Genomic DNA, 21,455 nt, shown 5'->3' with positions numbered 1-21,455 from the left:
CTACTACCAGGCGATTCATCCATCCGGGTGTCTGTGGGTGTGCTGGCCGGATGCTGTGTGAGCTAATTTGACTAAGCGCTTGCTCGCTCGCTCTTGCCCGCGTTGGAACGCGTTCTTAACATCAGTGGTGTCACATCGGTGATGTCACGAAGCTGGGGGCCTGATGGCAATGGCAGGGTCGCCGGGGCAGGGACCCCTGACCGGCGTGCGTGTCGTCGAACTGGCGGGCATCGGGCCCGGCCCGTTCGCCGCCATGCTTCTCGCCGACCTCGGCGCGGACGTCGTGCGGGTGGAGCGGCCGAACGGCTCGGGCCTCGCGATCGACCCCGACTTCGACGTCACCAACCGCGGCAAGCGCTCGGTGATCGTCGACCTGAAGTCGGAGCGGGGGCTCGCGAGCGTCCTCGACCTGGTCGAACGCGCCGACATCCTCATCGAGGGCTACCGCCCCGGTGTGGCCGAGCGCCTGGGCGTCGGCCCCGACACCTGCCACGCGCGCAACCCGGGCCTCGTCTACGGCCGGATGACCGGCTGGGGCCAGGAGGGCCCGCTGGCCCCACGCGCCGGGCACGACATCGCGTACATCGCGGTCACCGGCACACTGGGCCTGATCGGCGCCCCGGACGCGCCGCCGGCCGTCCCCGCCAATCTCGTCGGCGACTATGCGGGCGGCTCGCTCTATCTGGTCGTCGGTGTCCTCGCCGCCCTCCACCACGCCCGTGCGACGGGCACCGGACAGGTGGTGGACGCCGCGATCGTCGACGGCGCCGCGCATCTGGCCTCGATGATCCACGGCATGCTCGCGGCGGGCGGCTGGCAGGACCGCCGAGGCGTCAACCTTCTCGACGGCGGCTGCCCCTTCTACGGCACCTACGAGACGGCCGACGGACAGTACATGGCGGTGGGGGCCCTGGAGCCGCAGTTCTACGAGGAGTTCGTGGACCTGCTGGGCCTCGACGGCCAGGCACCGGCCCGCAAGGACATGGCCCGCTGGGGCGAGCTGCGCGAGGCCGTCGCCGCCCGTTTCAAGACGCGCACCCGTGCGCAGTGGACCGCCCACTTCGAGGGATCCGACGCGTGTGTGGCGCCCGTCCTCTCCCTGCGCGAGGCCCCGGCCCACCCCCACCTCGCGGCCCGCGGCACCTTCACCGACGTCGGCGGCATCACCCAGCCGGCACCGGCACCCCGCTTCTCGGTCACCCGGACGGCGGTACGCGGCGGGCCGGCACGGCCCGGCGCCGACACCGGGGACGTCGCGCGTGACTGGGACGTACCCCGACTCGTAGGGGAGACCGACGGATGACGACGGAACACCGCGCCCCCCGTGCCGTCAGGGCCCGTACCGGCGGCCGTATCCCGACCATTCACGACGGGACCACCGGGATCCTGAAGAGGATCCCCGGCAGTCCCACGCTCGGCCGACCCTCCCGAAAGGCTTACCAGTGAGCACCGAAGCGTATGTGTACGACGCGATCCGCACCCCGCGCGGGCGCGGCAAGGCGAACGGCGCCCTGCACGGCACCAAGCCCATCGATCTGGTGGTGGGACTGATCCATGAGATCCGGCGGCGGTTCCCGGACCTCGACCCGGCCGCGATCGACGACGTCGTGCTCGGCGTCGTCAGCCCGGTCGGCGACCAGGGTTCCGACATCGCCCGGATCGCCGCGATCGCCGCGGGCCTGCCCGAGACGGTCGCCGGTGTCCAGGAGAACCGCTTCTGTGCCTCCGGTCTCGAAGCCGTCAACCTGGCCGCCGCGAAGGTCCGCTCGGGCTGGGAGGACCTGGTGCTCGCGGGCGGCGTCGAGTCGATGTCGCGGGTGCCGATGGCCTCGGACGGTGGCGCCTGGTTCGCCGACCCGATGACCAACATGGCCGCCAACTTCGTGCCGCAGGGCATCAGCGCCGACCTCATCGCCACCATCGAGGGCTTCTCCCGGCGGGACGTCGACGAGTACGCCGCACTCTCCCAGGAGCGGGCCGCGGCCGCCTGGAAGGAAAGCCGCTTCGAGAAGTCCCTGGTCCCCGTGACCGACCGCAGCGGTCTCGTCGTCCTCGACCACGACGAGCACATGCGGCCCGGCACCACGGCCGACTCGCTCGCGAAGCTCAAGCCGTCGTTCGCGGACATCGGCGAGCTGGGCGGCTTCGACGCGGTGGCGCTGCAGAAGTACCACTGGGTCGAGCAGATCGACCATGTCCACCACGCGGGCAACTCCTCCGGCATCGTGGACGGCGCGGCCCTAGTCGCCATCGGCTCGAAGGAGGTCGGCGAGCGGTACGGACTGCGGCCCCGGGCCCGGATCGTCTCGGCGGCGGTCTCCGGCTCCGAGCCGACGATCATGCTGACCGGCCCCGCGCCCGCCACCCGCAAGGCGCTCGCCAAAGCCGGGCTGACGATCGACGACATCGACCTGGTCGAGATCAACGAGGCGTTCGCCGCGGTCGTGCTGCGCTTCGCGAAGGACATGGGTCTGTCCCTGGACAAGATCAACGTCAATGGTGGCGCGATCGCCCTGGGGCACCCGCTCGGCGCGACGGGCGCCATGATCCTCGGCACGCTGGTGGACGAGCTGGAGCGACAGGACAAGCGGTACGGCCTGGCCACGCTGTGCGTGGGCGGCGGCATGGGCATCGCCACCATCGTCGAGCGCGTCTGACCTTCCCCAACGGATCGAACGGATCATACGGAGCACCCCTGATGAGCACTGAATCCACCACCATCCGCTGGGAGCAGGACGACACCGGGATCGTCACCCTCGTCCTGGACGACCCCAACCAGTCCGCGAACACCATGAACGCGGCGTTCCGCGAGTCCCTCGCTGTAGTCGCCGACCGGCTCGAAGCCGAGAAGGACTCGATCCGGGGCGTCATCTTCACCTCTGCCAAGAAGACGTTCTTCGCGGGCGGCGACCTGCGTGACCTGATCCAGGTCACCCCCGAGACCGCCCAGGACATGTTCGACGGCGGCCTCGCCGTCAAGCGCAACCTGCGTCGCATCGAGACCCTCGGCAAGCCGGTCGTCGCGGCCATCAACGGCGCCGCCCTCGGCGGCGGCTTCGAACTCGCGCTCGCCTGCCACCACCGCGTCGCACTCGACACCTCCGGCACCAAGATCGGCTGTCCCGAGGTCACCCTCGGTCTGCTCCCCGGCGGCGGCGGAGTCGTGCGCACCGTGCGCCTGCTGGGCATCGCCGATGCCCTGCTGAAGGTCCTGCTGCAGGGCACGCAGTACAACGCGCCGCGCGCCCAGGAGAACGGCCTCGTCCACGAAGTGGCCGCCACCCCCGAAGAGATGCTGGCCAAGGCCCGCGCCTTCATCGAGGCCAACCCCGAGTCCCAGCAGCCCTGGGACAAGCCGGGCTACAAGATCCCGGGCGGTACGCCGTCCAACCCGAAGTTCGCGGCCAACCTGCCCGCGTTCCCGGCCACCCTCAAGAAGCAGCTGAACGGCGCCCCCTACCCGGCCCCGCGCAACATCCTCGCGGCGGCCGTCGAGGGCTCCCAGGTCGACTTCGAGACCGCCCAGGTCATCGAGACCCGCTACTTCACCGAGCTGGCCGCCGGACAGACCTCGAAGAACATGATCCAGGCGTTCTTCTTCGACCTCCAGGCCGTCAACTCCGGCGCCAACCGCCCGAAGGGGATCGAGCCCCGCAAGGTGACCAAGGTCGCCGTCCTCGGCGCCGGCATGATGGGCGCGGGTATCGCCTACTCGTGCGCCCGCGCGGGCATCGAGGTCGTCCTCAAGGACGTCTCCGCGGAAGCCGCCGCCAAGGGCAAGGGCTATTCCGAGAAGCTGTGCGCCAAGGCGGTGGCGAAGGGCCGTACCACCCAGGAGAAGGCGGACGCCCTCCTCGCCCGCATCACGCCCACCGCCGAGGCCGCCGACCTCGCGGGCTGCGACGCCGTCATCGAGGCCGTCTTCGAGGACCCGGCGCTCAAGCACAAGGTGTTCCAGGAGATCGAGAACGTCGTCGCCCCCGACGCGCTGCTGTGCTCGAACACCTCGACGCTGCCGATCACCGTGCTCGCCGAGGGCGTGGAGCGGCAGTCGGACTTCATCGGGCTGCACTTCTTCTCGCCCGTCGACAAGATGCCGCTCGTCGAGATCATCAAGGGTGAGCGGACCGGTGACGAGGCGCTGGCGCGCGCCTTCGACCTGGTCCGACAGATCAACAAGACCCCGATCGTGGTCAACGACTCGCGCGGCTTCTTCACCTCCCGGGTCATCGGCCACTTCATCAACGAGGGTGTCGCGATGGTCGGCGAGGGCATCGAGCCCGCCTCCATCGAGCAGGCCGCAGCCCAGGCGGGCTACCCCGCCAAGGTGCTGTCCCTGATGGACGAGCTGACGCTCACCCTGCCGCGCAAGATCCGCAACGAGTCGAAGCGGGCCGTCGAGGAGGCGGGCGGCACCTACACGCCGCACCCGGCCGAGGCCGTCATCGACAAGATGGTGGACGAGTTCGGCCGCCCCGGCCGCAGCGGCGGGGCGGGCTTCTACGAGTACGGCGAGGACGGCAAGCGCGGCAAGCTCTGGCCGGGACTGCGTGAGCACTTCACCAAGGGCCACGAGATCCCGTTCGAGGACATGAAGGAGCGCATGCTGTTCTCCGAGGCGCTGGACACCGTCCGGCTCCTGGAGGAGGGCGTGCTGACCTCGGTCGCCGACGCCAACATCGGCTCGATCTTCGGCATCGGCTTCCCCGGCTGGACCGGCGGCATCCTGCAGTACATCAACGGCTACGAGGGGGGCCTGCCCGGCTTCGTCGCCCGCTCTCGCGAGCTGGCCGAGCGCTACGGCGAGCGGTTCACGCCGCCCGCGCTGCTGGTGGAGAAGGCGGAGAAGGGCGAGCGCTTCACCGACGCGCGCTGAGCCCGCGGTGACCTCGGGGGCCCGGTTCCACACCGGGCCCCGTTCCTGCCGTTCAGGACTGCCGAGCGGGTTGCTCCCCGTCCGTGAGCCACTCGCGCAGCTCCTCCCTCAGGGAGCGCTGGAACGTGGTGAGCAGGGCCTGCACCACCAGCGGCTGCATATGGGCCGAGAGCGACTTCACCTCCGTGGAGTCGCGCTCGGCGACCGCCTCACGCAACAGCCGCGACAGCTCGCGCGCCGCCGCCCGCGAGTGCTCGATCAGCACCCCCCGGGCGGCGAGGACCGTGTCCAGACCGAGAGGCACATCGAGCAGCTCGACACCGAGCCGCAGCAGCCCCGGATCCACGCGGTACGCGTCGTCGCCTTCGTCCCCGTCTTCCTGCGGCACCGCCACGCTCATCGCCGCCAGCCGCTCCAGATCCTCCTCGCCGAGCGGTCGTCCGGCCCGCCGCTGAAGTTCCTCACGTGTCATCGTCTCGACGGTGTCCGGCGCCCAGGACGCCACGACCGCGCGATGGATGGCGAGGTCCCGCGCGCTCACGTCGGCCGGCAGCTGCCGCAGATGGCGCTCGATCGCGGCCAGCGTCATGCCCTGGCGCTGCAGCTCCTCGATGAGAGCGAGCCGGGCCAGGTGCGCCTGCCCGTAGCGGCCCACCCGCCGGGGGCCGATCACGGGCGGCGGAAGCAGACCCTTCGCGCTGTAGAAGCGGACTGTGCGGACCGTGACGCCCGCGCGCGCTGCCAGCTCGTCGACGGTGAGTGTCGGCTCCTCGGTCTCGGTCGTCATGTGCAGCAGTATCGCTGTCCCACCGACACTGTGACACCGGAGTGGACTCGGCACGGCTTTGTGGCGAGCAGGCAACGGGAACGTGGCGACCATGTGAGAAGTACCGCTATGTGACGTGTGCCATCGCATGCCGGGTGATCTACGGGGGAAGGTGGGGCCTTGGTCTGTGCCGCGCCAGCGGTTCCCAGGGCCGAGCCCTATCCGGACACCCGCGCATCACCCCCGTGCGGGCGCACCAGAGAGTAGATCCACTTGAGCAAGGACGCCGTGAACACGGCCGCGGTTGCATCCCACCAGGATGCGGCCCGGACGCCCGCGGACGCGGGCGATGCCGGCTACAGCAAGGACCTCAAGGCCCGCCACGTCAACATGATCGCGATCGGCGGAGCGATCGGCACGGGTCTCTTCCTGGGCGCCGGCGGCCGGCTGCACAACGCGGGACCCGCCCTCGCGGTGGCGTACCTGGTGTGCGGCGTCTTCGCCTTCTTCGTCGTCCGTGCCCTCGGTGAGCTGGTGCTCTACCGGCCGTCCTCGGGGTCCTTCGTGTCGTACGCGCGCGAGTTCCTCGGCGAGAAGGGCGCCTATGTCGCCGGCTGGATGTACTTCCTCAACTGGTCGACGACCGGTATCGCCGACATCACCGCGATCGCGCTGTACACCCACTACTGGAGCTTCTTCACCTCCATCCCGCAGTGGGTGCTCGCCCTGATCGCCCTGGCGGTCGTCCTGGCCGTGAACCTGATCTCGGTGAAGATCTTCGGCGAGATGGAGTTCTGGTTCGCGATCATCAAGGTCGCCACGCTGGTGAGCTTCATGTTCGTCGGTATCTTCCTGCTGGCCACGCAGCACAAGGTCGGCGGCCATACGCCGGGCCTGAGCGTGATCAGCGACCACGGCGGTGTCTTCCCGCACGGCCTCATGCCCGTCGTCGTCGTGATGCAGGGCGTGATCTTCGCCTACGCGGCGCTCGAACTGGTCGGTGTCGCCGCGGGTGAGACCGCGGAGCCGGAGAAGGTCGTCCCGCGCGCGGTGAACTCGATCATGTGGCGGGTGGGCCTCTTCTACGTCGGATCGGTGGTCCTGCTCGCGCTGCTGCTGCCGGGCTCCGTGTACTCCGGGGACGAGAGCCCCTTCGTCACCGTGCTGTCTAAGATCGGTGTCCAGGGCGCCGGCGACGTGATGAACCTGGTCGTGCTGACCGCCGCGATGTCCTCGCTGAACTCCGGCCTCTACTCCACCGGCCGCATCCTGCGCTCGATGGCCGTGGCGGGTTCGGCGCCCAAGTTCACGGCCCGGATGAACCGCAGCCAGGTCCCGTACGGCGGCATCCTGCTGACCTGCGCGGTCTGTGTGCTCGGTGTCGGCCTGAACTACCTCATGCCCAGCCAGGCGTTCGAGATCGTGCTGAACGTGGCGTCCCTCGGCATCATCAGCACCTGGGTGATCATCATGATCTGCCACCTGATCTTCGTCCGCCGCGCCAAGGCGGGGCTGGTCACCCGGCCGTCCTTCCGGCTGCCCGGCAGTCCCGTGACGGAGATCGTGACCGTGGCCTTCCTGGTGGCCGTGCTCGGCCTGATGTGGAACGACCCCGAGGTGGGCCGCAAGACACTGCTCCTCATCCCGGTGGTGGCCGCACTGCTCGTCGGTGGCTGGTTCGCGCTGCGCCGCAGGATCGCGACGGCCGCGGACCAGGAACTGACGGACCTGACGAAGTAGCGGCACACCCCCCGCTGTCAGTGGGGGCCCGTACGGTGGCGTCATGCCGGAGATCACGTATGTCCGGGGTGACGCCACCGTGCCGTGGGGCGGGGGCGTCAGACGATCGCCCACGTCTGCAACGACATCGGGGGCTGGGGGAGGCGCTTCGTCCTCGGCCTGTCACGCCGCTGGCCCGAACCGGAAGAGGCCTACCGCGCCCGGCACCGGGACCGCAGGACGAACGACTTCGGCCCGGGCGCGGTCCAGCTCGTCCGGGTCCAGCCGGATGTGTGGGTGGCCAACATGATCGGACAGCGGGGGATACGCTGGGGCGGCCGCCTGCCCGTGCGCTACGAAGCGATCGACACGGCGCTCGGGGCACTGGCCGGCAAGGCGGTGGCACTCGGCGCGTCCGCCGCGCATCGGGTGCGGGCTGGCGGGCGGCACCTGGGCCCAGGTGGAGCCGCTCGTCGGCGAGCGGCTCGTGAAGCGGGGGAGATACGCGTGACGGTGTACGACCACGACGCCTGACGGCACCCCGTGGCCGCCCGGGGTCCGGCTCCGCCGTGGGGGTGCGGAGCCGGAGTCGGAGCGGGCGGTCCGGACCGCCGGTCGTGCGGTCCGGACTCCGGTGATCAGTGCGAGTGGACGTCGTTCGTCGCCTCGATCTGCTTCCACGACCTCGGCTGGACGGGAGCGGTGGCGGCCCGGGCGACCGCCGCGGTGCGCGCCGCGCTCGCGGCCGGCTTGGACGGCTGGAACAGCCAGGTGTCGAACAGCGCGGCCAGCGGCTTGCCGGACACCTTCTCCGCGTAGGCCTGGAAGTCGGCGACCGACGCGTTGCCGTACGCGTGGTCCTTCGGCCAGCCCTTCAGGATGGCGAAGAACGCGTCGTCCCCGACCGCGTTGCGCAGCGCCTGGACGGCGAGCGCGCCCCGGTCGTAGACCGCCGTGTCGAACTGGTTGTCGGGGCCCGGATCACCCGGCTTGACCGTCCAGAACGCGTCGTCGGCCGGGTGCGAGGCGTACACGTAGTCCGCCAGTTCCTGCGCCGTGCCCTCGCCCTCGTGCTCGGACCACAGCCACTGGGCGTACCGGGCGAAGCCCTCGTTGATCCAGATGTCCTTCCAGCCCTTCAGCGACACGTCGTCGCCGTACCACTGGTGCGCCAGCTCGTGCACGACGACCGACGTGTTCGAGCCGCTCGCGAACTGCTTGGGGCTGTAGTAGACACGGGTCTGCGTCTCCAGCGCGTACCCCGTGGAGGTGTTCGGCACATATCCGCCGACGGAGTCGAACGGGTACGGCCCGAGGTAGCCGGTCAGCCAGTCGACGATCTCCCCGGTCCGCTCCACGCTCGCCCGAGCCGCCCCGTCGTTGTCGCCGAGGTCCTTGCTGTAGGCGTTGATGACCGGGATGCCGGCCGACGTCGTCCCGGTGGTGATGTCGAACTTCCCGATCGCGAGCGTGGCCAGATAGGTCGCCTGCGGCTTGGCGGACCGCCAGGTGTAGCGGGTCCAGCCGAGCTTCGAACTGGTCGACTGCAGCGTGCCGTTGGAGATCGCCTGCGTGCCGTCCGGCACGGCCACCGACACGTCGTACGTCGCCTTGTCGAGCGGGTGGTCGTTGCTCGGGAACCACCACCACGCCGACTCGGGCTCGTCCGCCGCGACCGCGCCGTCCGGGGTGCGGTGCCAGGTGGTGAAGCCGTACGCGCTCTTCGTGGACGGCACCCCGCTGTAGCGCACCACGACGGTGACGGGCGTGCCCTTCGGCAGCGGGGTGGCCGGGGTGATCACCAGCTCGTGCTGGCCGGAGGTGGTGAACGCCGCCTTCGCGCCGTTCACCCGCACCTCGCTGACGTCGAGCAGGAAGTCCAGGTCGAACCGGGACAGGTCCTGCGTCGTCCGCGCGAGGATCGTCGCCGTGCCCTCCAGTTCGTCCGACTGCGGCTGGTACTTCAGCCGCAGGTCGTAGTGGGAGACGTCGTATCCGCCGTTGCCGTAGTACGGGTAGTAGGGGTCGCCGATCCCCGGAGCGCCGGGCTGGAAGCCGGCCGCCGAAGCCGGGATCGCCAGCAACAGGGAGGCCGCCGCGAGTGCGCCCGGTGCGATGAGTCTGCGGTGCACGAGAGCTCCAAGTCGTAGGGGCACGAGATCTGTTCGGAGCCTATTCAGTCCCTGTGCGCCCGAACGTGTCCATGGCACCTCCCGTCACACGATCGCCATCCGGCCGTCATGGGCGACGCCGACCCACCGAGCATTCCCGGCCAACCCGCCCCGCCCGCCCCACGCTGTCGTCAGTTGCCCTCTTCTGTACGGGAGTTGACCGCTGTACCGTCCCGCGCATGCCGAAACGCACGCGCTTCACGATCTGGAGACCGCTCGCGACAGCGGCCGTCGTCGCCCTGCTGGCCGCCTTCCTCACCCCGGTGGCCGCCCACGGCGCTCCACAGGAGAGCCGGCCCGTCTACTCCTACGAGAACGCCATCCGCGAATCCGTCTGGGTGGACACCGGCCTCGACGGCGACGGCGACGGGAAGAACGACCGCGTCGCCGTCGACATAGTGCGCCCGCGCGAACCCGCCGCGCAGGGCCGCCGCATACCCGTGATCATGGATGCCAGCCCGTACTACTCCTGCTGCGGACGGGGCAACGAGAACCAGCTGAAGACCTACGACGCGAGCGGCCATGTGGTCCAGATGCCGCTCTTCTACGACAACTTCTTCGTTCCCCGCGGCTATGCCTTCGTCGGCGTCGACCTGGCCGGAACCAATCGCTCCGACGGATGTGTGGACGTCGGCGGCCGCTCCGACATCCAGTCGGCCAAGGCCGTCGTCGACTGGCTGAACGGGCGGGCCAAGGGCTACACCACCCGCACCGGGGACGTCCGCACCAAGGCCACGTGGACCGACGGGCGCACCGGCATGATCGGCAAGAGCTGGGACGCCACCATCGCCAACGGTGTCGCCGCCACCGGCGTCAAGGGCCTGAAGACCATCGTGCCGATCAGCGGCATCTCCTCCTGGTACGACTACTACTTCGCCAAGGGCGCACCCCTGTACGACTCGGGCCCCGACTGGCTCTCCGACTACGTCGACAGCCCCGACGCCCGCGCCAAGTGCGCCGCCGTGCAGCGCAAGCTCGTCGACGGGGCGCCGCGCACGGGTGACTGGACGCCGCTGTGGACCGAGCGTGACTACGTGAAGGACGCGGGCAAGGTCCGCGCCAGCGTGTTCCTCGTCCACGGGATGCAGGACCTCAACGTCCGCACCAAGCACTTCGGTCAGTGGTGGGACGCCCTCGCGAAGAACGGCGTGCACCGCAAGATCTGGCTCTCGCAGACCGGCCATGTCGACCCGTTCGACTACCGGCGCGCCTCGTGGGTGGACACGCTGCACCGCTGGTTCGACCACGAACTCCTCGGCTACGACAACGGCATCGACCGTGAGCCCATGGCCGACATCGAGCGTCACCCCGACCAGTGGGTCACCTCCCCCCTCTGGCCGCCGCAGGGCACGGCGACGACCACACTGCGCCCGGCCCAGGGCACCCGGGCGGGCGTCGGCACCCTCGGCCTGCGCGCCGGCACGGGCACCGAGACCTTCACCGACGACCCGCGGCTGAGCGAGACCGACTGGGCCGCGCACCTCGACGAGTCCACCGGCAGCAAGGCCGGATTCATCACCCCGCCCCTGTCGCGGGACCTGCGGGTGTCCGGTTCCTCCACGGTGACCGTCACCGTCACCCCGACCACCTCGTCGGCCCACCTCTCCGCCGTACTGGTCGACCTCGGCCCCGACACCATCCGCGACTACGCCGACGCCGGCGAGGGCATCACCACCCTCACCGACCGCACCTGCTGGGGTGCGAGCACGGCCGGCGACAGCGCCTGCTTCAAGGTCACCCAGGCCAAGAAGACCGAGGTCACCGCCACGGTGGTCAGCCGGGGCTGGGCCGATCTCGGCCACTACGCCTCGGACCGGAAGGGCGTAGCGCTCACCCCGGGCAGGGCCTACCCGATCACGCTCGACCTGGCCGCGACCGACCATGTCGTCCCCGAGGGCCACCGGCTCGCACTGATCGTCGCCGGGACCGACAAGGACCTCATCGATCCTCCGTCGAGCACGCCCACGCTGACCGTGGACCTCTCCCGTACGGCCGCCCATGTGCCGCTCGTGGGTGGGGCGGCCGCCTTCGCGCAGGCCCTGGCCGGCTCCCCGGTCACCGCGGCTTCGGCGACCACCGCGACCACGGCGCGCGGGGTACGCACCCCGCACACCGTCCGTCGTGTGCCGGGCGACGGCCGATGACGACACGGCCCCTGCCGCCGACCGCGCAGACGGCGGCCGTGAGGGCGGCAAGGCGGCCGCGATCGCGGTAACAGGATCCTCATTGCGGTAGGAGGTTCCGTCATGCGACAGGACGGCTGAGCATGCGATGTGCAAGCCGTCGATGCGGTCAGTCGGCCGACTTCGCCGGGAGTCGGCCGACTTCGCCCGGTCCCGGCCGGCAGCCGATCGCGTCGCCCTGGGTCCCGCGACGACCCGGGACAGTCCTACCTGGTGGCCCGGGCGCCGGGAAACGTGCCGGTCACGGTGGTGGCACGGTGAGGCGCGCGACGCATCGCCGGCCGAGGCCGCGCCCGGGCCCCGGGGCCGATCCTGTTGGGCCGGCGGTTGCGCGGTCGTTAGGATCGGCGGTCTGATGACTGCCACTCTCGTCGCCAAGGACCTCGCCGCCGGCCACGGCGACCGCTCGCTCTTCTCCGGGCTCGACCTCGTCGTCGCACCCGGCGATGTGATCGGCCTCGTCGGCGCCAACGGCGCCGGCAAGTCCACCCTGCTGCGGATGCTCGCCGGACTGCTCAGCCCCGAGCGGGGCGAGCTGCGCCTGTCGCCGCCGACCGCGACCGTCGGCCATCTGCCGCAGGAGCCGGAGCGCAGGCCGGGGGAGACCGTACGGGAGTTCCTGGCGCGCCGCACGGGCGTGGCCGAGGCCCAGCGGCGGATGGACGAGGCCACCCAGGGGCTCGTCGACGGCACGCCCGGCGCCGACGACGCGTACGCCGTGAGCCTGGAGCGCTGGCTCGACCTCGGCGGCGCGGACCTCGACGAGCGCGCGGAGGAGGTCACCGACTCCCTCGGCCTGGGCGTCGGCCTGGACCAGCCCATGACCTCCCTGTCCGGCGGCCAGGCGGCCCGCGCCGGCCTCGCCTCGCTGCTGCTGTCGCGCTACGACGTTTTCCTGCTCGACGAGCCGACGAACGACCTGGACCTGGACGGCCTGGAGCGCCTGGAGCGCTTCGTCGGCGGGCTGCGGGCCGGCACCGTGGTCGTCAGCCACGACCGTGAGTTCCTCACCCGCACGGTCACCAAGGTCCTCGAACTCGATCTGGCGCAGCAGCAGATCAATCTCTACGGCGGCGGCTACGAGGCCTATCTGGAGGAGCGCGAGCGGGACCGTCGGCACGCCCGCGAGGAGTACGAGGAGTACGCCGACAAGAAGGCGGGCCTCCAGGAACGGGCCCAGACGCAGCGCTCCTGGATGGACAAGGGCGTGAAGAACGCGCGCCGCAAGGCGGGCAACGACAACGACAAGATCGGCCGCAAGTTCCGCAGCGAGGCCAGTGAGAAGCAGGCCGCGAAGGCCCGGCAGACCCAGCGCATGATCGAGCGCCTGGAGGTCGTCGAGGAGCCCCGCAAGGAGTGGGAACTGCGCATGGAGATCGCGTCGGCCCCGCGTTCGGGCGCGGTCGTCGCGACGCTCCGGGACGCCGAGGTGCGGCGCGGGGACTTCACCTTCGGTCCGGTGTCGTTGCAGATCGACTGGGCGGACCGGGTGGCCGTGACGGGTGCGAACGGCGCCGGCAAGTCCACGCTGCTCGGCGCGCTGCTGGGCCGTACCCCGCTGGACGCGGGCCGGGCGACCCTCGGCTCGGGCGTCCTGGTCGGCGAGGTCGACCAGGCCCGCGCTCTCTTCCACGGCTCGGAGACCCTGCTGGACGCGTTCTGCGCGGCGGTCCCGGACACGGAACCGGGCGACGTCCGCACCCTGCTGGCCAAGTTCGGGCTGAAGGCGGACCACGTCCTGCGCCCGGCGGTGACCCTCTCCCCGGGTGAGCGCACCCGGGCCGCCCTCGCCCTGCTCCAGGGCCGGGGCGTCAACCTCCTGGTGCTGGACGAGCCCACCAACCATCTCGACCTGCCGGCCATCGAGCAGTTGGAGGCGGCCCTGGACTCCTACGAGGGAACGCTGCTTCTGGTCACCCATGACCGCCGGATGCTGGACGCGGTCCGGGTCACCCGCCGACTGGAAGTGGCCGACGGCAAGGTGACGGAGCGTTAGGCGCCTTCCGCAGGGACCTTGCGGGCGCGGGGCGAACGGGTCCCGACCCCCGTGGCATCACGGAGGGCAGGACCCGGACGGTTCAGCGTCGGCCGTTCTTCGAGTCGAGCAGACCGGCGCGGCGCAGTGCGTCGGCCATCGCGCTGTTGGCCGGCGGGGGCGCCTGACGGGAGCCGCCGCCCTGTCGCGAGCCGGCGCCCTGTCGCGAGCCGCCGCCCTGGCGGCCCTGCTGCCGCTGCTGCGGGGGACGCCCGCCGCGCTGCTGGCGGCCGCCACCGCCCTGCTCACCCTGAGGGGCGGCCTCGTCGTCCAGGCGCAGGGTCAGCGAGATCCGCTTGCGCGGGATGTCGACGTCCAGCACCTTCACCTTGACGATGTCGCCCGGCTTCACCACGTCCCGCGGGTCCTTGACGAACGTCTTGGACATCGCGGAGACATGCACCAGCCCGTCCTGATGGACGCCGACGTCCACGAAGGCGCCGAAGGCGGCGACATTCGTGACCACGCCCTCCAGAACCATCCCGGAGGAGAGGTCGGAGATCTTCTCCACGCCCTCCTTGAAGGTGGCCGTCTTGAACGCGGGCCGCGGGTCGCGCCCCGGCTTCTCCAGCTCCTTCAGGATGTCGGTCACGGTCGGCAGACCGAACGTCTCGTCCACGAACTCGGACGCCTTCAGCGAGCGCAGCACCGCCGTGTTGCCGACCAGCGAGGCCACCTCCTGGCCCGAGGTCTTCACCATGCGGCGGACCACCGGGTACGCCTCCGGGTGCACACTGGAGGCGTCCAGCGGGTCGTCACCGCCCCGGATCCGCAGGAAGCCCGCACACTGCTCGTACGCCTTCGGGCCGAGCCGTGCCACGTTCTTCAGCTGCGCGCGCGAGGTGAACGGGCCGTTGGAGTCCCGGTGGGCCACGATGTTCTCGGCGAGCCCGGAGGAGACGCCGGAGACCCGGGCGAGCAGCGGGGCCGACGCCGTGTTGACGTCCACGCCCACGCCGTTCACACAGTCCTCGACCACCGCGTCCAACGAGCGCGACAGCTTCACCTCGGACAGGTCGTGCTGGTACTGGCCGACGCCGATCGACTTCGGGTCGATCTTCACCAGCTCGGCGAGCGGGTCCTGCAGCCGGCGGGCGATGGAGACCGCGCCGCGCAGCGACACGTCCAGGTCCGGCAGTTCCTGCGAGGCGAACGCCGAGGCGGAGTACACGGAGGCGCCGGCCTCGGAGACCATCACCTTGGTGAGCTTCAGCTCCGGATGCTTGGTGATCAGCTCACCGGCCAGCTTGTCCGTCTCGCGCGACGCCGTGCCGTTGCCGATCGCCACCAGCTCGACCGCGTGCTCCTTGGCGAGGCGCGCCAGCTTGGCGATCGCCTCGTCCCACTTGTTGGCCGGCACATGCGGGTAGATGACGTCCGTCGCCACGACCTTGCCGGTCGCGTCCACCACGGCCACCTTCACGCCCGTACGGAAACCGGGGTCCAGGCCGAGCGTCGCGCGCGTACCCGCCGGGGCGGCGAGCAGCAGGTCGCGCAGGTTCGCCGCGAAGACCGCCACCGCGTCGTCCTCGGCCGCCGTGCGCAGCCGCAGCCGCAGATCGATCCCGAGGTGCACCAGGAGGCGGGTGCGCCAGGCCCAACGGACCGTGTCCACCAGCCACTTGTCCGCCGGGCGGCCCTGGTCGGCGATCCCGAAACGGCTCGCCACGATGCCCTCGTACGACGACGGGCCGTCCCTGGGCTCCTCCGGCTCCAGGACCAGGTCGAGGACCTCCTCCTTCTCGCCGCGCAGCATGGCGAGGACGCGGTGGGAGGGCAGCTCGGTGAAGGGCTCGGCGAAGTCGAAGTAGTCGGCGAACTTGGCGCCCGCCTCCTCCTTGCCGTCGCGCACCTTGGCGGCGAGACGCCCGCGCACCCACATGCGCTCGCGCAGCTCGCCGATCAGGTCCGCGTCCTCCGAGAACCGCTCGGTGAGGATCGCCCGTGCGCCGTCGAGCGCGGCCTGCGGGTCGGCCACTCCCTTGTCGGCGTCGACGAAGGCGGCGGCCGCCGCGAGCGGCTCCACCGACGAGTCGCCGAGCAGGCCATCGGCCAGCGGCTCCAGACCGGCCTCACGCGCGATCTGCGCCTTGGTGCGCCGCTTCGGCTTGTACGGCAGATAGATGTCCTCCAGGCGCGCCTTGGTCTCCGCGCCCCGGATCTGGGCCTCCAGCTCGTCGGTGAGCTTGCCCTGCTCGCGCACCGACTCCAGGATGGCGGCGCGCCGCTCCTCCAGCTCCCGCAGATAGCGCAGCCGCTCCTCGATCGTGCGCAGCTGCGCGTCGTCGAGCATCTCGGTCGCTTCCTTGCGGTAGCGGGCGATGAAGGGCACTGTCGAGCCGCCGTCGAGCAGCTCGACCGCGGCCTTCACCTGCCGCTCCCGTACGCCGAGCTCGTCGGCGATCCTGCCTTCGATGGACCCTGCTCCGAGGGACCCGGGTGTCGTCACGATCCCGTACCGCCTTCTTGACTGAGGTTGCGCGGCAATTGTGGCAGGTCGCACCGACAACAAGGGGTCAGGGCAGGGATCCGGCGGACCGAGGGCGCTCTCCGGGCCTCGCCGCCCCGGGGGACGGGCCCCTCGGCCCGGGTGCGCGTTCCGCCGTGCCGCGGCCGCCACCCCGCCGAAGGGCCTGGCCAGAGCCCGGAACCGCGCGGTCACCGCCGTGGCGAGGGCCCCGCCGCTCCGGCGCGGCACCGCGACACGCGGACGCAACCGGACTGTCTCCTTCGGCGGCCCCTCGGCGTGTCCGCCGGGGTGAGTCCCGGACGGCTCATCCCTTGCCGATCAAACCCTCGGGGAAGGCGCCTGCGTCGCGGGCCCTGGTGATCAGGGCGCCCGCCAGCTCCGTCAGGCGCGCGACGCCCTCGGCGCCGAGGTGTTCGTAGGGGGCCCGGTCGAGGCGGTCGGTCTCCGCCTCGATGTCCCGGCGCAGCGCGGTGCCCGCCTCGGTCAACTCGCCGTCCGCGTCGAGCAGTCCCCGCTCGCGCAGCCGCCCGCACGCCGCGTCCCAGTCCGCCCGGCTCCAGCCGCGGGTGGCCAGAACCCACTTCGAGGACATGCCCTTGCCCGTCGCGGAGTGCGTCACGAGCGCCTCCATCGGGTCGAGCTCCGCGCGCAGCAGCACCGCGAGATGGCCGTCGCCCCGGTGCTCGCGCAGCAGCGTGGCCGCGTGCCAGAACGCCAGATGCGGTTCCTCCGGCACCGGCAGATCGGCGTGCGCCGCGTACAGGGGGCGCGCATGCCGCCCACACGCCTCGGCGGCGCGCAGCGCCAGCTCCGCCGCCTCGGCCGTCTCCTTCGAGGCGACGACCTCCTCGCCGAGCAGCCGCCGCACGGTCGCGTCGACGGCACGCGTGCGTGCCGCGAGCACCGCTGCCGGGGACGCCGTCTCCCAGACGGCGGGCACGTGCCGTGCCACCAGCTCGGGGCTGAAGTTGTAGAACGCCGCCGTCACCGCGCCCGCCCCCACCGCGCCCATCGCGGCGGACCGCACCGCGAAGTAGGCGGCCCGCTGGTGGTCGACGCCCAGGTCGGCCATCTCGCGTTGCAGATCCGGTGAGAAGTAGTGCATCGAGTGAAAGGGATTGATCAGGTTGTGGCAGCGCCGTGCGGCGCGCTCCGGGAGAGGAGTCGTCATGCGTCGTAGGTTACCGACTGGTTGGTAGGTGGGAACCGCGCGCGACGCGATGGCAGGAAAGGTGGGTTGTTCGTCGTTGCGGTCATCCCTGGGCCCGCCAAGAATCGATGTCGCGCGCATCCTCCTGGTCGTTCTCTTCGAGGCGGTGCAGAGTCTCGACGTCACCGGGCCCGTGGAGGTCTTCGCGGGCGCCGAGACCTGCCGGCCCGGGACCTACCGCGTCGTCACCGCCTCCCTGGACGGCGCCCCCGTGCGGACCTCCAGCGGGCTGACCCTCGTCCCCGACCACGCCCTCGCGGACGTACCCGCCCCGCACACCCTGATCGTCCCGGGCGGCCAGGGGACCCGGAGCCCCGACCCGCGTCTGGTGGACTGGCTGCGGCAGCAGGCCCCCCGTGCCGACCGTCTGGTCTCCATATGCACCGGCGCGATCCTCCTCGCCCGCGCGGGCCTGCTGGACGGCCGCCGGGCGACCACCCACTGGGCGTACTGCGACACCCTGGCCCGCAACCACCCGGAGATCGCGGTCGATCCCGACCCCATCTACGTGCGCGACGGCCGGGTCGCCACCTCGGCCGGCGTCACCTCCGGCATCGACCTCGCCCTGGCCCTGATCGAGGAGGACCTGGACCGCGACACCGCGCTGACCGTCGCCCGCCACCTGGTCGTCTTTCTGCGCCGCCCGGGCAACCAGGCGCAGTTCAGCGCCCAGCTCGCCGCCCAGACCGCACAGCGCGCGCCCCTGCGCGAGGTTCAGCAGTGGATCACCGAGCACCCGGCGGACGACCTCTCCGTGGAGTCGCTCGCCACCCGCTGCCGGCTGTCGCCCCGTCACTTCGCCCGGGCCTTCAGGGCCGAGACGGGACTGTCCCCGGGCCGCTATGTCGACCGTGTCCGCCTGGAGCACGCCCGCCGCCTCCTGGAGGACACCGGCGACGGCGTCCAGGAGATCTCCCGCGCCAGCGGCTACGGCACCCCCGAGGCGATGCGCCGTGCCTTTCTGAAGGCACTCGGCGCGGCCCCGGCCGAGTACCGCCGCCGCTTCCGCCCCGCCGTCACCGACTGACCCCCGAAGGGAAACCCATGCAGATCGCGATCGTCCTCTACGACCGTTTCACCGCCCTCGACGCGGTGGGCCCCTACGAGACCCTCGGACGGCTCCCCGGCGCGGAGACCGTGTTCGTCGCCGAGCGGACCGGACCCGTGCGCAGCGACACCGGAGCCCTCGGGCTCCTGGCCGACCGGACCCTGGCCGAGATGCCGGCGCCCGACGTCGTGGTCGTTCCCGGGGGTCCCGGCCAGACCCCGCAGATGGACAACGAGGTGCTCCTCGACTGGCTGCGCACCGCCGACGCCACCAGCACCTGGACGACCTCCGTGTGCACCGGCTCCCTGCTGCTGGGCGCCGCCGGGTTGCTCACCGGGCGCCGGGCCACCTCGCACTGGCTGGCCCTGGACTTCCTGGCGCGGTTCGGCGCCGAGGCCACGGGCGAGCGCGTCGTGTTCGACGGCAAGTACGTCACCGCCGCCGGCGTCTCCTCCGGCATCGACATGGGACTCGCCCTGCTCGGCCGGATCGCGGGCGACGAGCACGCCCAAGCCGTACAACTGCTGACCGAGTACGATCCGCAGCCGCCCTACGACGCCGGGTCCCCGCAGAAGGCGCCCGCGCACCTCGTCGAGGAGTTCCGCACCAAGAGCCGTTTCACCCTGACGTAGTCCAGGTGAACCGGGGCGGTCTGCGCTCCAGGAACGCGGTGACGCCCTCGGCGGTGTCGCCGCCGGTGCGGGCCTGCTCCGCCCAGTAGGCCTCCCGGTCCGTGCGCCCGTTCGCGAACTCCTTGGCCGCGGCCTGTGTCAGCTGGGAGCGCGAGACCAGGACGCGGGTGAACTCCGCCACCCGCTTGTCGAGTTCGCCCTCGGGCAGCACCTCGTCGACCATCCCCGTGCGCTGCGCCCGCTCCGCGTCGATCAACTCGCCCGAGAACAGGAGGTACTTGGCGGTACCCGGACCGACCAGTGCGACCAGCCGGCGGGTGGCGGAGGCCGGATAGACGATCCCGAGCCTGGCCGGCGTCACCCCGAAGAGCGCGCCCTCTTCCGCGAACCGCAGATCGCAGGCCGCCGCGAGCTGCGACCCGCCGCCCACACAGTGGCCGCGGATCGCCGCCAGCGTCGGCTTCGGGAAGGCGGCCAGCGCCTCCTCGGCCAGCACGGCCAGGCTCTGCGCCGGCTCCGACGACTCCCGCAGAGTCGAGATGTCGGCCCCGGCGCAGAAGGTCTCGCCCTCGCCGGTGAGCACCAGCGCCCGGACGGCCGGGTCGGCCGCGAGTCCCTCGAGAAGCGGTGGCAGCGCCTTCCACATGCCGGCCGTCATCGCGTTCCGTTTGGCCGGGTGGTGGATGACGACGGTCGCGACTCCGTCGGTGACGCGGTGCAGCAACTGCGGCTCCATGGGCCGGATGCTATCCGCACCTCCCTGAGGCCCGGTCACGAAGGGTGCCCGGCCGACCGGCACCGCGCCGCCCGGGGTCCCGCTCCCGAACCCGTACAACCCGAAGAGTTCCGAAGGCGGTGCGGGGCAGGGCAGGAGCGGTCACGCAGACGACTGTGTCATGCACCAACGGTCAAAATGTCGTCGATACCCGCTGACTTGTGTTCAGTCATTCGGGACGGACCAGTGCATTCCCAACACTCGACGCGTGGTGACAATCGAGCGCGAGGGTGGAGACCGGGCTATGGAGAACAGAGGGCGGGGGGCCGACCCGCGCCCTGACCGCGGCGGGAACGAGCCGGACGGTCCACGGCCGTCGGCGCCGCTGCCGTATGAGGGGGTCTGGCGGTTCACGGCCGCCGCCGTGGAGGCCTCTGTGCCGCAGGCCAGGCACGCCGTCCGGGATCTGCTCGCCCGCCAGGGCGTGCCCGTCTCGGACGACACCGTGCACGCTCTGCTGCTGATCGTCTCGGAACTGGTCACCAACGCGGTGCGGCACGCGGCGCTGCTGTCGCCGATGCTCGCCGTCGAGGTCGCCGTGGGCCCGGAGTGGGTGCGGGTCTCGGTGGAGGACGAGCACCCCTACCGCCCGAGCGCGCTGGAGGCCGACCACGGACAGACCGGTGGCCGGGGGCTGCTGCTGGTCCGCGAGGTCACCAGGGAGGCCGGCGGGGTGTGCGACGTCGAGCACACGGCGAGCGGCGGCAAGGTGATCTGGGCCGCGCTCCCACTCAAACCCGTACGGTTCCTGTGACCCGGACCCACACCGTGGCGGTGAGTCGACACCTCGCCGCCAGGGCGCCGCATTCCCACCGGCTTCGGGCGCCCGCCCGGACCCGCGGGCCGGACGGCCCCGGGTCACCAGCCCGCGGACGGTCCCGTCAGCTCTCTGATCGCCGGCCGCGCCGCGTCCAGGACCGTCATGAACCACGACGAGAACGGGTCCTTCGCGTGCCGCTCGGCAAGCTCTCCGGGAGTCACGAAAGCCGTCGCCCCGACCTCCTCCGGATCCGGACGCACGGGAGACTGCACGAGCCCGACGAAGAGGTGGTTGTACTCCTGCTCCACCAGGCCGGAGTCCGGGTCCGGGTGGTTGTAGCGCACCGTGCCCGCCTCGGCCAGCAGCGACGGGGAGCCCCCCAGCTCCTCGTACGTGCGCCGGGCCGCCGCCGCGAACGGGGCCTCGCCCGGGTAGGGGTGGCCGCAGCAGGTGTTGGACCAGACACCGGGGGAGTGGTACTTGCCGAGCGCCCGCTGCTGGAGCAGCAGCCGACCGTGCTCGTCGAAGAGGAACACCGAGAACGCGCGGTGCAGTTGTCCGGGCGGCTGATGGGCGGCGAGCTTCTCCGCCGTACCGATCGTGGTGCCGTTCTCGTCGACCAGCTCCAGCAGGATCGCGTCAGCGGTGCCGTTCGACGAACGGTGCGCCGCGGTGGCAGGTGTGATCGGCATACCCATCCTTAGCATCGGTTGTCCAGTCCCCAGTCTGCCGTACGAATCCGGCACTCCCGGCACTTCCTGAGTCCCCGCATGTCCCCACCGGCCGGTCCGGCCGGGCCCTGCGATCCAC

Annotated in this window: 15 protein-coding genes and 1 pseudogene; 10 read left to right on the top strand and 6 right to left on the bottom strand. The window is 71.3% G+C overall.

From position 1 onward, the window contains the following. The first annotated feature begins 169 nt into the window (after positions 1-169). The 3 genes from ACFY2Z_RS21930 to ACFY2Z_RS21920 all read left to right on the top strand — a co-directional run bounded on the left by ACFY2Z_RS21930 (position 170) and on the right by ACFY2Z_RS21920 (position 4,876). On the top strand, positions 170-1,303 hold the full coding sequence (locus tag ACFY2Z_RS21930) for a CaiB/BaiF CoA transferase family protein (RefSeq protein ID WP_390745883.1): 1,134 nt from the start codon (positions 170-172) through the stop codon (positions 1,301-1,303). Positions 1,304-1,442: 139 nt separating this feature from the next. Next, positions 1,443-2,657, top strand: a complete 1,215-nt coding sequence (locus ACFY2Z_RS21925) for an acetyl-CoA C-acetyltransferase (RefSeq protein WP_390745773.1) — start codon at positions 1,443-1,445, stop codon at positions 2,655-2,657. Positions 2,658-2,698: 41 nt separating this feature from the next. After that, the gene (locus tag ACFY2Z_RS21920) at positions 2,699-4,876 is read left to right on the top strand and encodes a 3-hydroxyacyl-CoA dehydrogenase NAD-binding domain-containing protein (protein WP_390745772.1); all 2,178 of its coding nucleotides are present in this window, start codon (positions 2,699-2,701) and stop codon (positions 4,874-4,876) included. Between the two features lie 52 nt (positions 4,877-4,928). Here ACFY2Z_RS21920 and ACFY2Z_RS21915 read toward each other — a convergent pair whose 3' ends face one another. After that, positions 4,929-5,663, bottom strand: a complete 735-nt coding sequence (locus ACFY2Z_RS21915; RefSeq protein WP_390745771.1) for a MerR family transcriptional regulator — start codon at positions 5,661-5,663, stop codon at positions 4,929-4,931. A 252-nt stretch (positions 5,664-5,915) separates the two neighbouring features. Here ACFY2Z_RS21915 and ACFY2Z_RS21910 point away from each other — a divergent pair, with 252 nt between their 5' ends. Beyond that, positions 5,916-7,382, top strand: a complete 1,467-nt coding sequence (locus ACFY2Z_RS21910) for an amino acid permease (protein WP_390745770.1) — start codon at positions 5,916-5,918, stop codon at positions 7,380-7,382. 43 nt (positions 7,383-7,425) lie between these two features. Further along, a pseudogene (locus ACFY2Z_RS21905) lies at positions 7,426-7,895 on the top strand (Appr-1-p processing protein). 104 nt (positions 7,896-7,999) lie between these two features. Here ACFY2Z_RS21905 and ACFY2Z_RS21900 read toward each other — a convergent pair. Further along, on the bottom strand, positions 8,000-9,493 hold the full coding sequence (locus ACFY2Z_RS21900) for a M1 family metallopeptidase (protein ID WP_390745769.1): 1,494 nt from the start codon (positions 9,491-9,493) through the stop codon (positions 8,000-8,002). Between the two features lie 218 nt (positions 9,494-9,711). Here ACFY2Z_RS21900 and ACFY2Z_RS21895 point away from each other — a divergent pair, with 218 nt between their 5' ends. Next, entirely contained in the window at positions 9,712-11,676 is a 1,965-nt protein-coding gene (locus ACFY2Z_RS21895; RefSeq protein ID WP_390745768.1) for a Xaa-Pro dipeptidyl-peptidase, read from the top strand. A gap of 394 nt (positions 11,677-12,070) precedes the next feature. After that, the gene (locus ACFY2Z_RS21890; protein ID WP_390745767.1) at positions 12,071-13,711 is read left to right on the top strand and encodes an ABC-F family ATP-binding cassette domain-containing protein; all 1,641 of its coding nucleotides are present in this window, start codon (positions 12,071-12,073) and stop codon (positions 13,709-13,711) included. Positions 13,712-13,793: 82 nt separating this feature from the next. On the opposite strand, the gene ACFY2Z_RS21885 is transcribed toward ACFY2Z_RS21890, so the two are convergent. Together ACFY2Z_RS21885 and ACFY2Z_RS21880 are read right to left on the bottom strand one after the other, a co-directional pair. Further along, complete coding sequence (locus ACFY2Z_RS21885) at positions 13,794-16,199, bottom strand: Tex family protein (protein ID WP_390745766.1); 2,406 nt, start codon at positions 16,197-16,199, stop codon at positions 13,794-13,796. 325 nt (positions 16,200-16,524) lie between these two features. Next, complete coding sequence (locus ACFY2Z_RS21880) at positions 16,525-17,391, bottom strand: hypothetical protein (protein ID WP_390745765.1); 867 nt, start codon at positions 17,389-17,391, stop codon at positions 16,525-16,527. 76 nt (positions 17,392-17,467) lie between these two features. On the opposite strand from ACFY2Z_RS21880, the gene ACFY2Z_RS21875 reads away from it, so the two are divergent. Next, the gene (locus ACFY2Z_RS21875; protein WP_390745764.1) at positions 17,468-18,457 is read left to right on the top strand and encodes a GlxA family transcriptional regulator; all 990 of its coding nucleotides are present in this window, start codon (positions 17,468-17,470) and stop codon (positions 18,455-18,457) included. A 17-nt stretch (positions 18,458-18,474) separates the two neighbouring features. Further along, the gene (locus ACFY2Z_RS21870; RefSeq protein WP_390745763.1) at positions 18,475-19,110 is read left to right on the top strand and encodes a DJ-1/PfpI family protein; all 636 of its coding nucleotides are present in this window, start codon (positions 18,475-18,477) and stop codon (positions 19,108-19,110) included. Here ACFY2Z_RS21870 and ACFY2Z_RS21865 read toward each other — a convergent pair. After that, positions 19,097-19,846 carry an enoyl-CoA hydratase/isomerase family protein gene (locus ACFY2Z_RS21865; RefSeq protein WP_390745762.1) on the bottom strand — a complete coding sequence of 250 codons (750 nt, stop codon included), beginning with the start codon at positions 19,844-19,846 and terminating at the stop codon, positions 19,097-19,099. The genes ACFY2Z_RS21870 and ACFY2Z_RS21865 overlap by 14 nt on opposite strands. Positions 19,847-20,129: 283 nt before the next feature. On the opposite strand from ACFY2Z_RS21865, the gene ACFY2Z_RS21860 reads away from it, so the two are divergent. Then, positions 20,130-20,639, top strand: coding sequence for an ATP-binding protein (locus ACFY2Z_RS21860; protein WP_390745761.1), 510 nt, complete (start codon positions 20,130-20,132; stop codon positions 20,637-20,639). 104 nt (positions 20,640-20,743) lie between these two features. Here the strand turns inward: ACFY2Z_RS21860 and idi are convergent, their stop codons facing one another. Then, entirely contained in the window at positions 20,744-21,337 is a 594-nt protein-coding gene (idi, locus tag ACFY2Z_RS21855) for an isopentenyl-diphosphate Delta-isomerase (RefSeq protein ID WP_390745760.1), read from the bottom strand. Positions 21,338-21,455: the final 118 nt, after the last annotated feature.

The organism is Streptomyces sp. NPDC001222 (assembly GCF_042896945.1).
Taxonomy (GTDB): domain Bacteria; phylum Actinomycetota; class Actinomycetes; order Streptomycetales; family Streptomycetaceae; genus Streptomyces; species Streptomyces gibsoniae.
The sequence above is the reverse complement of the archived record's forward strand: the minus strand, read 5'-3'. Positions and strand labels throughout refer to the sequence as shown.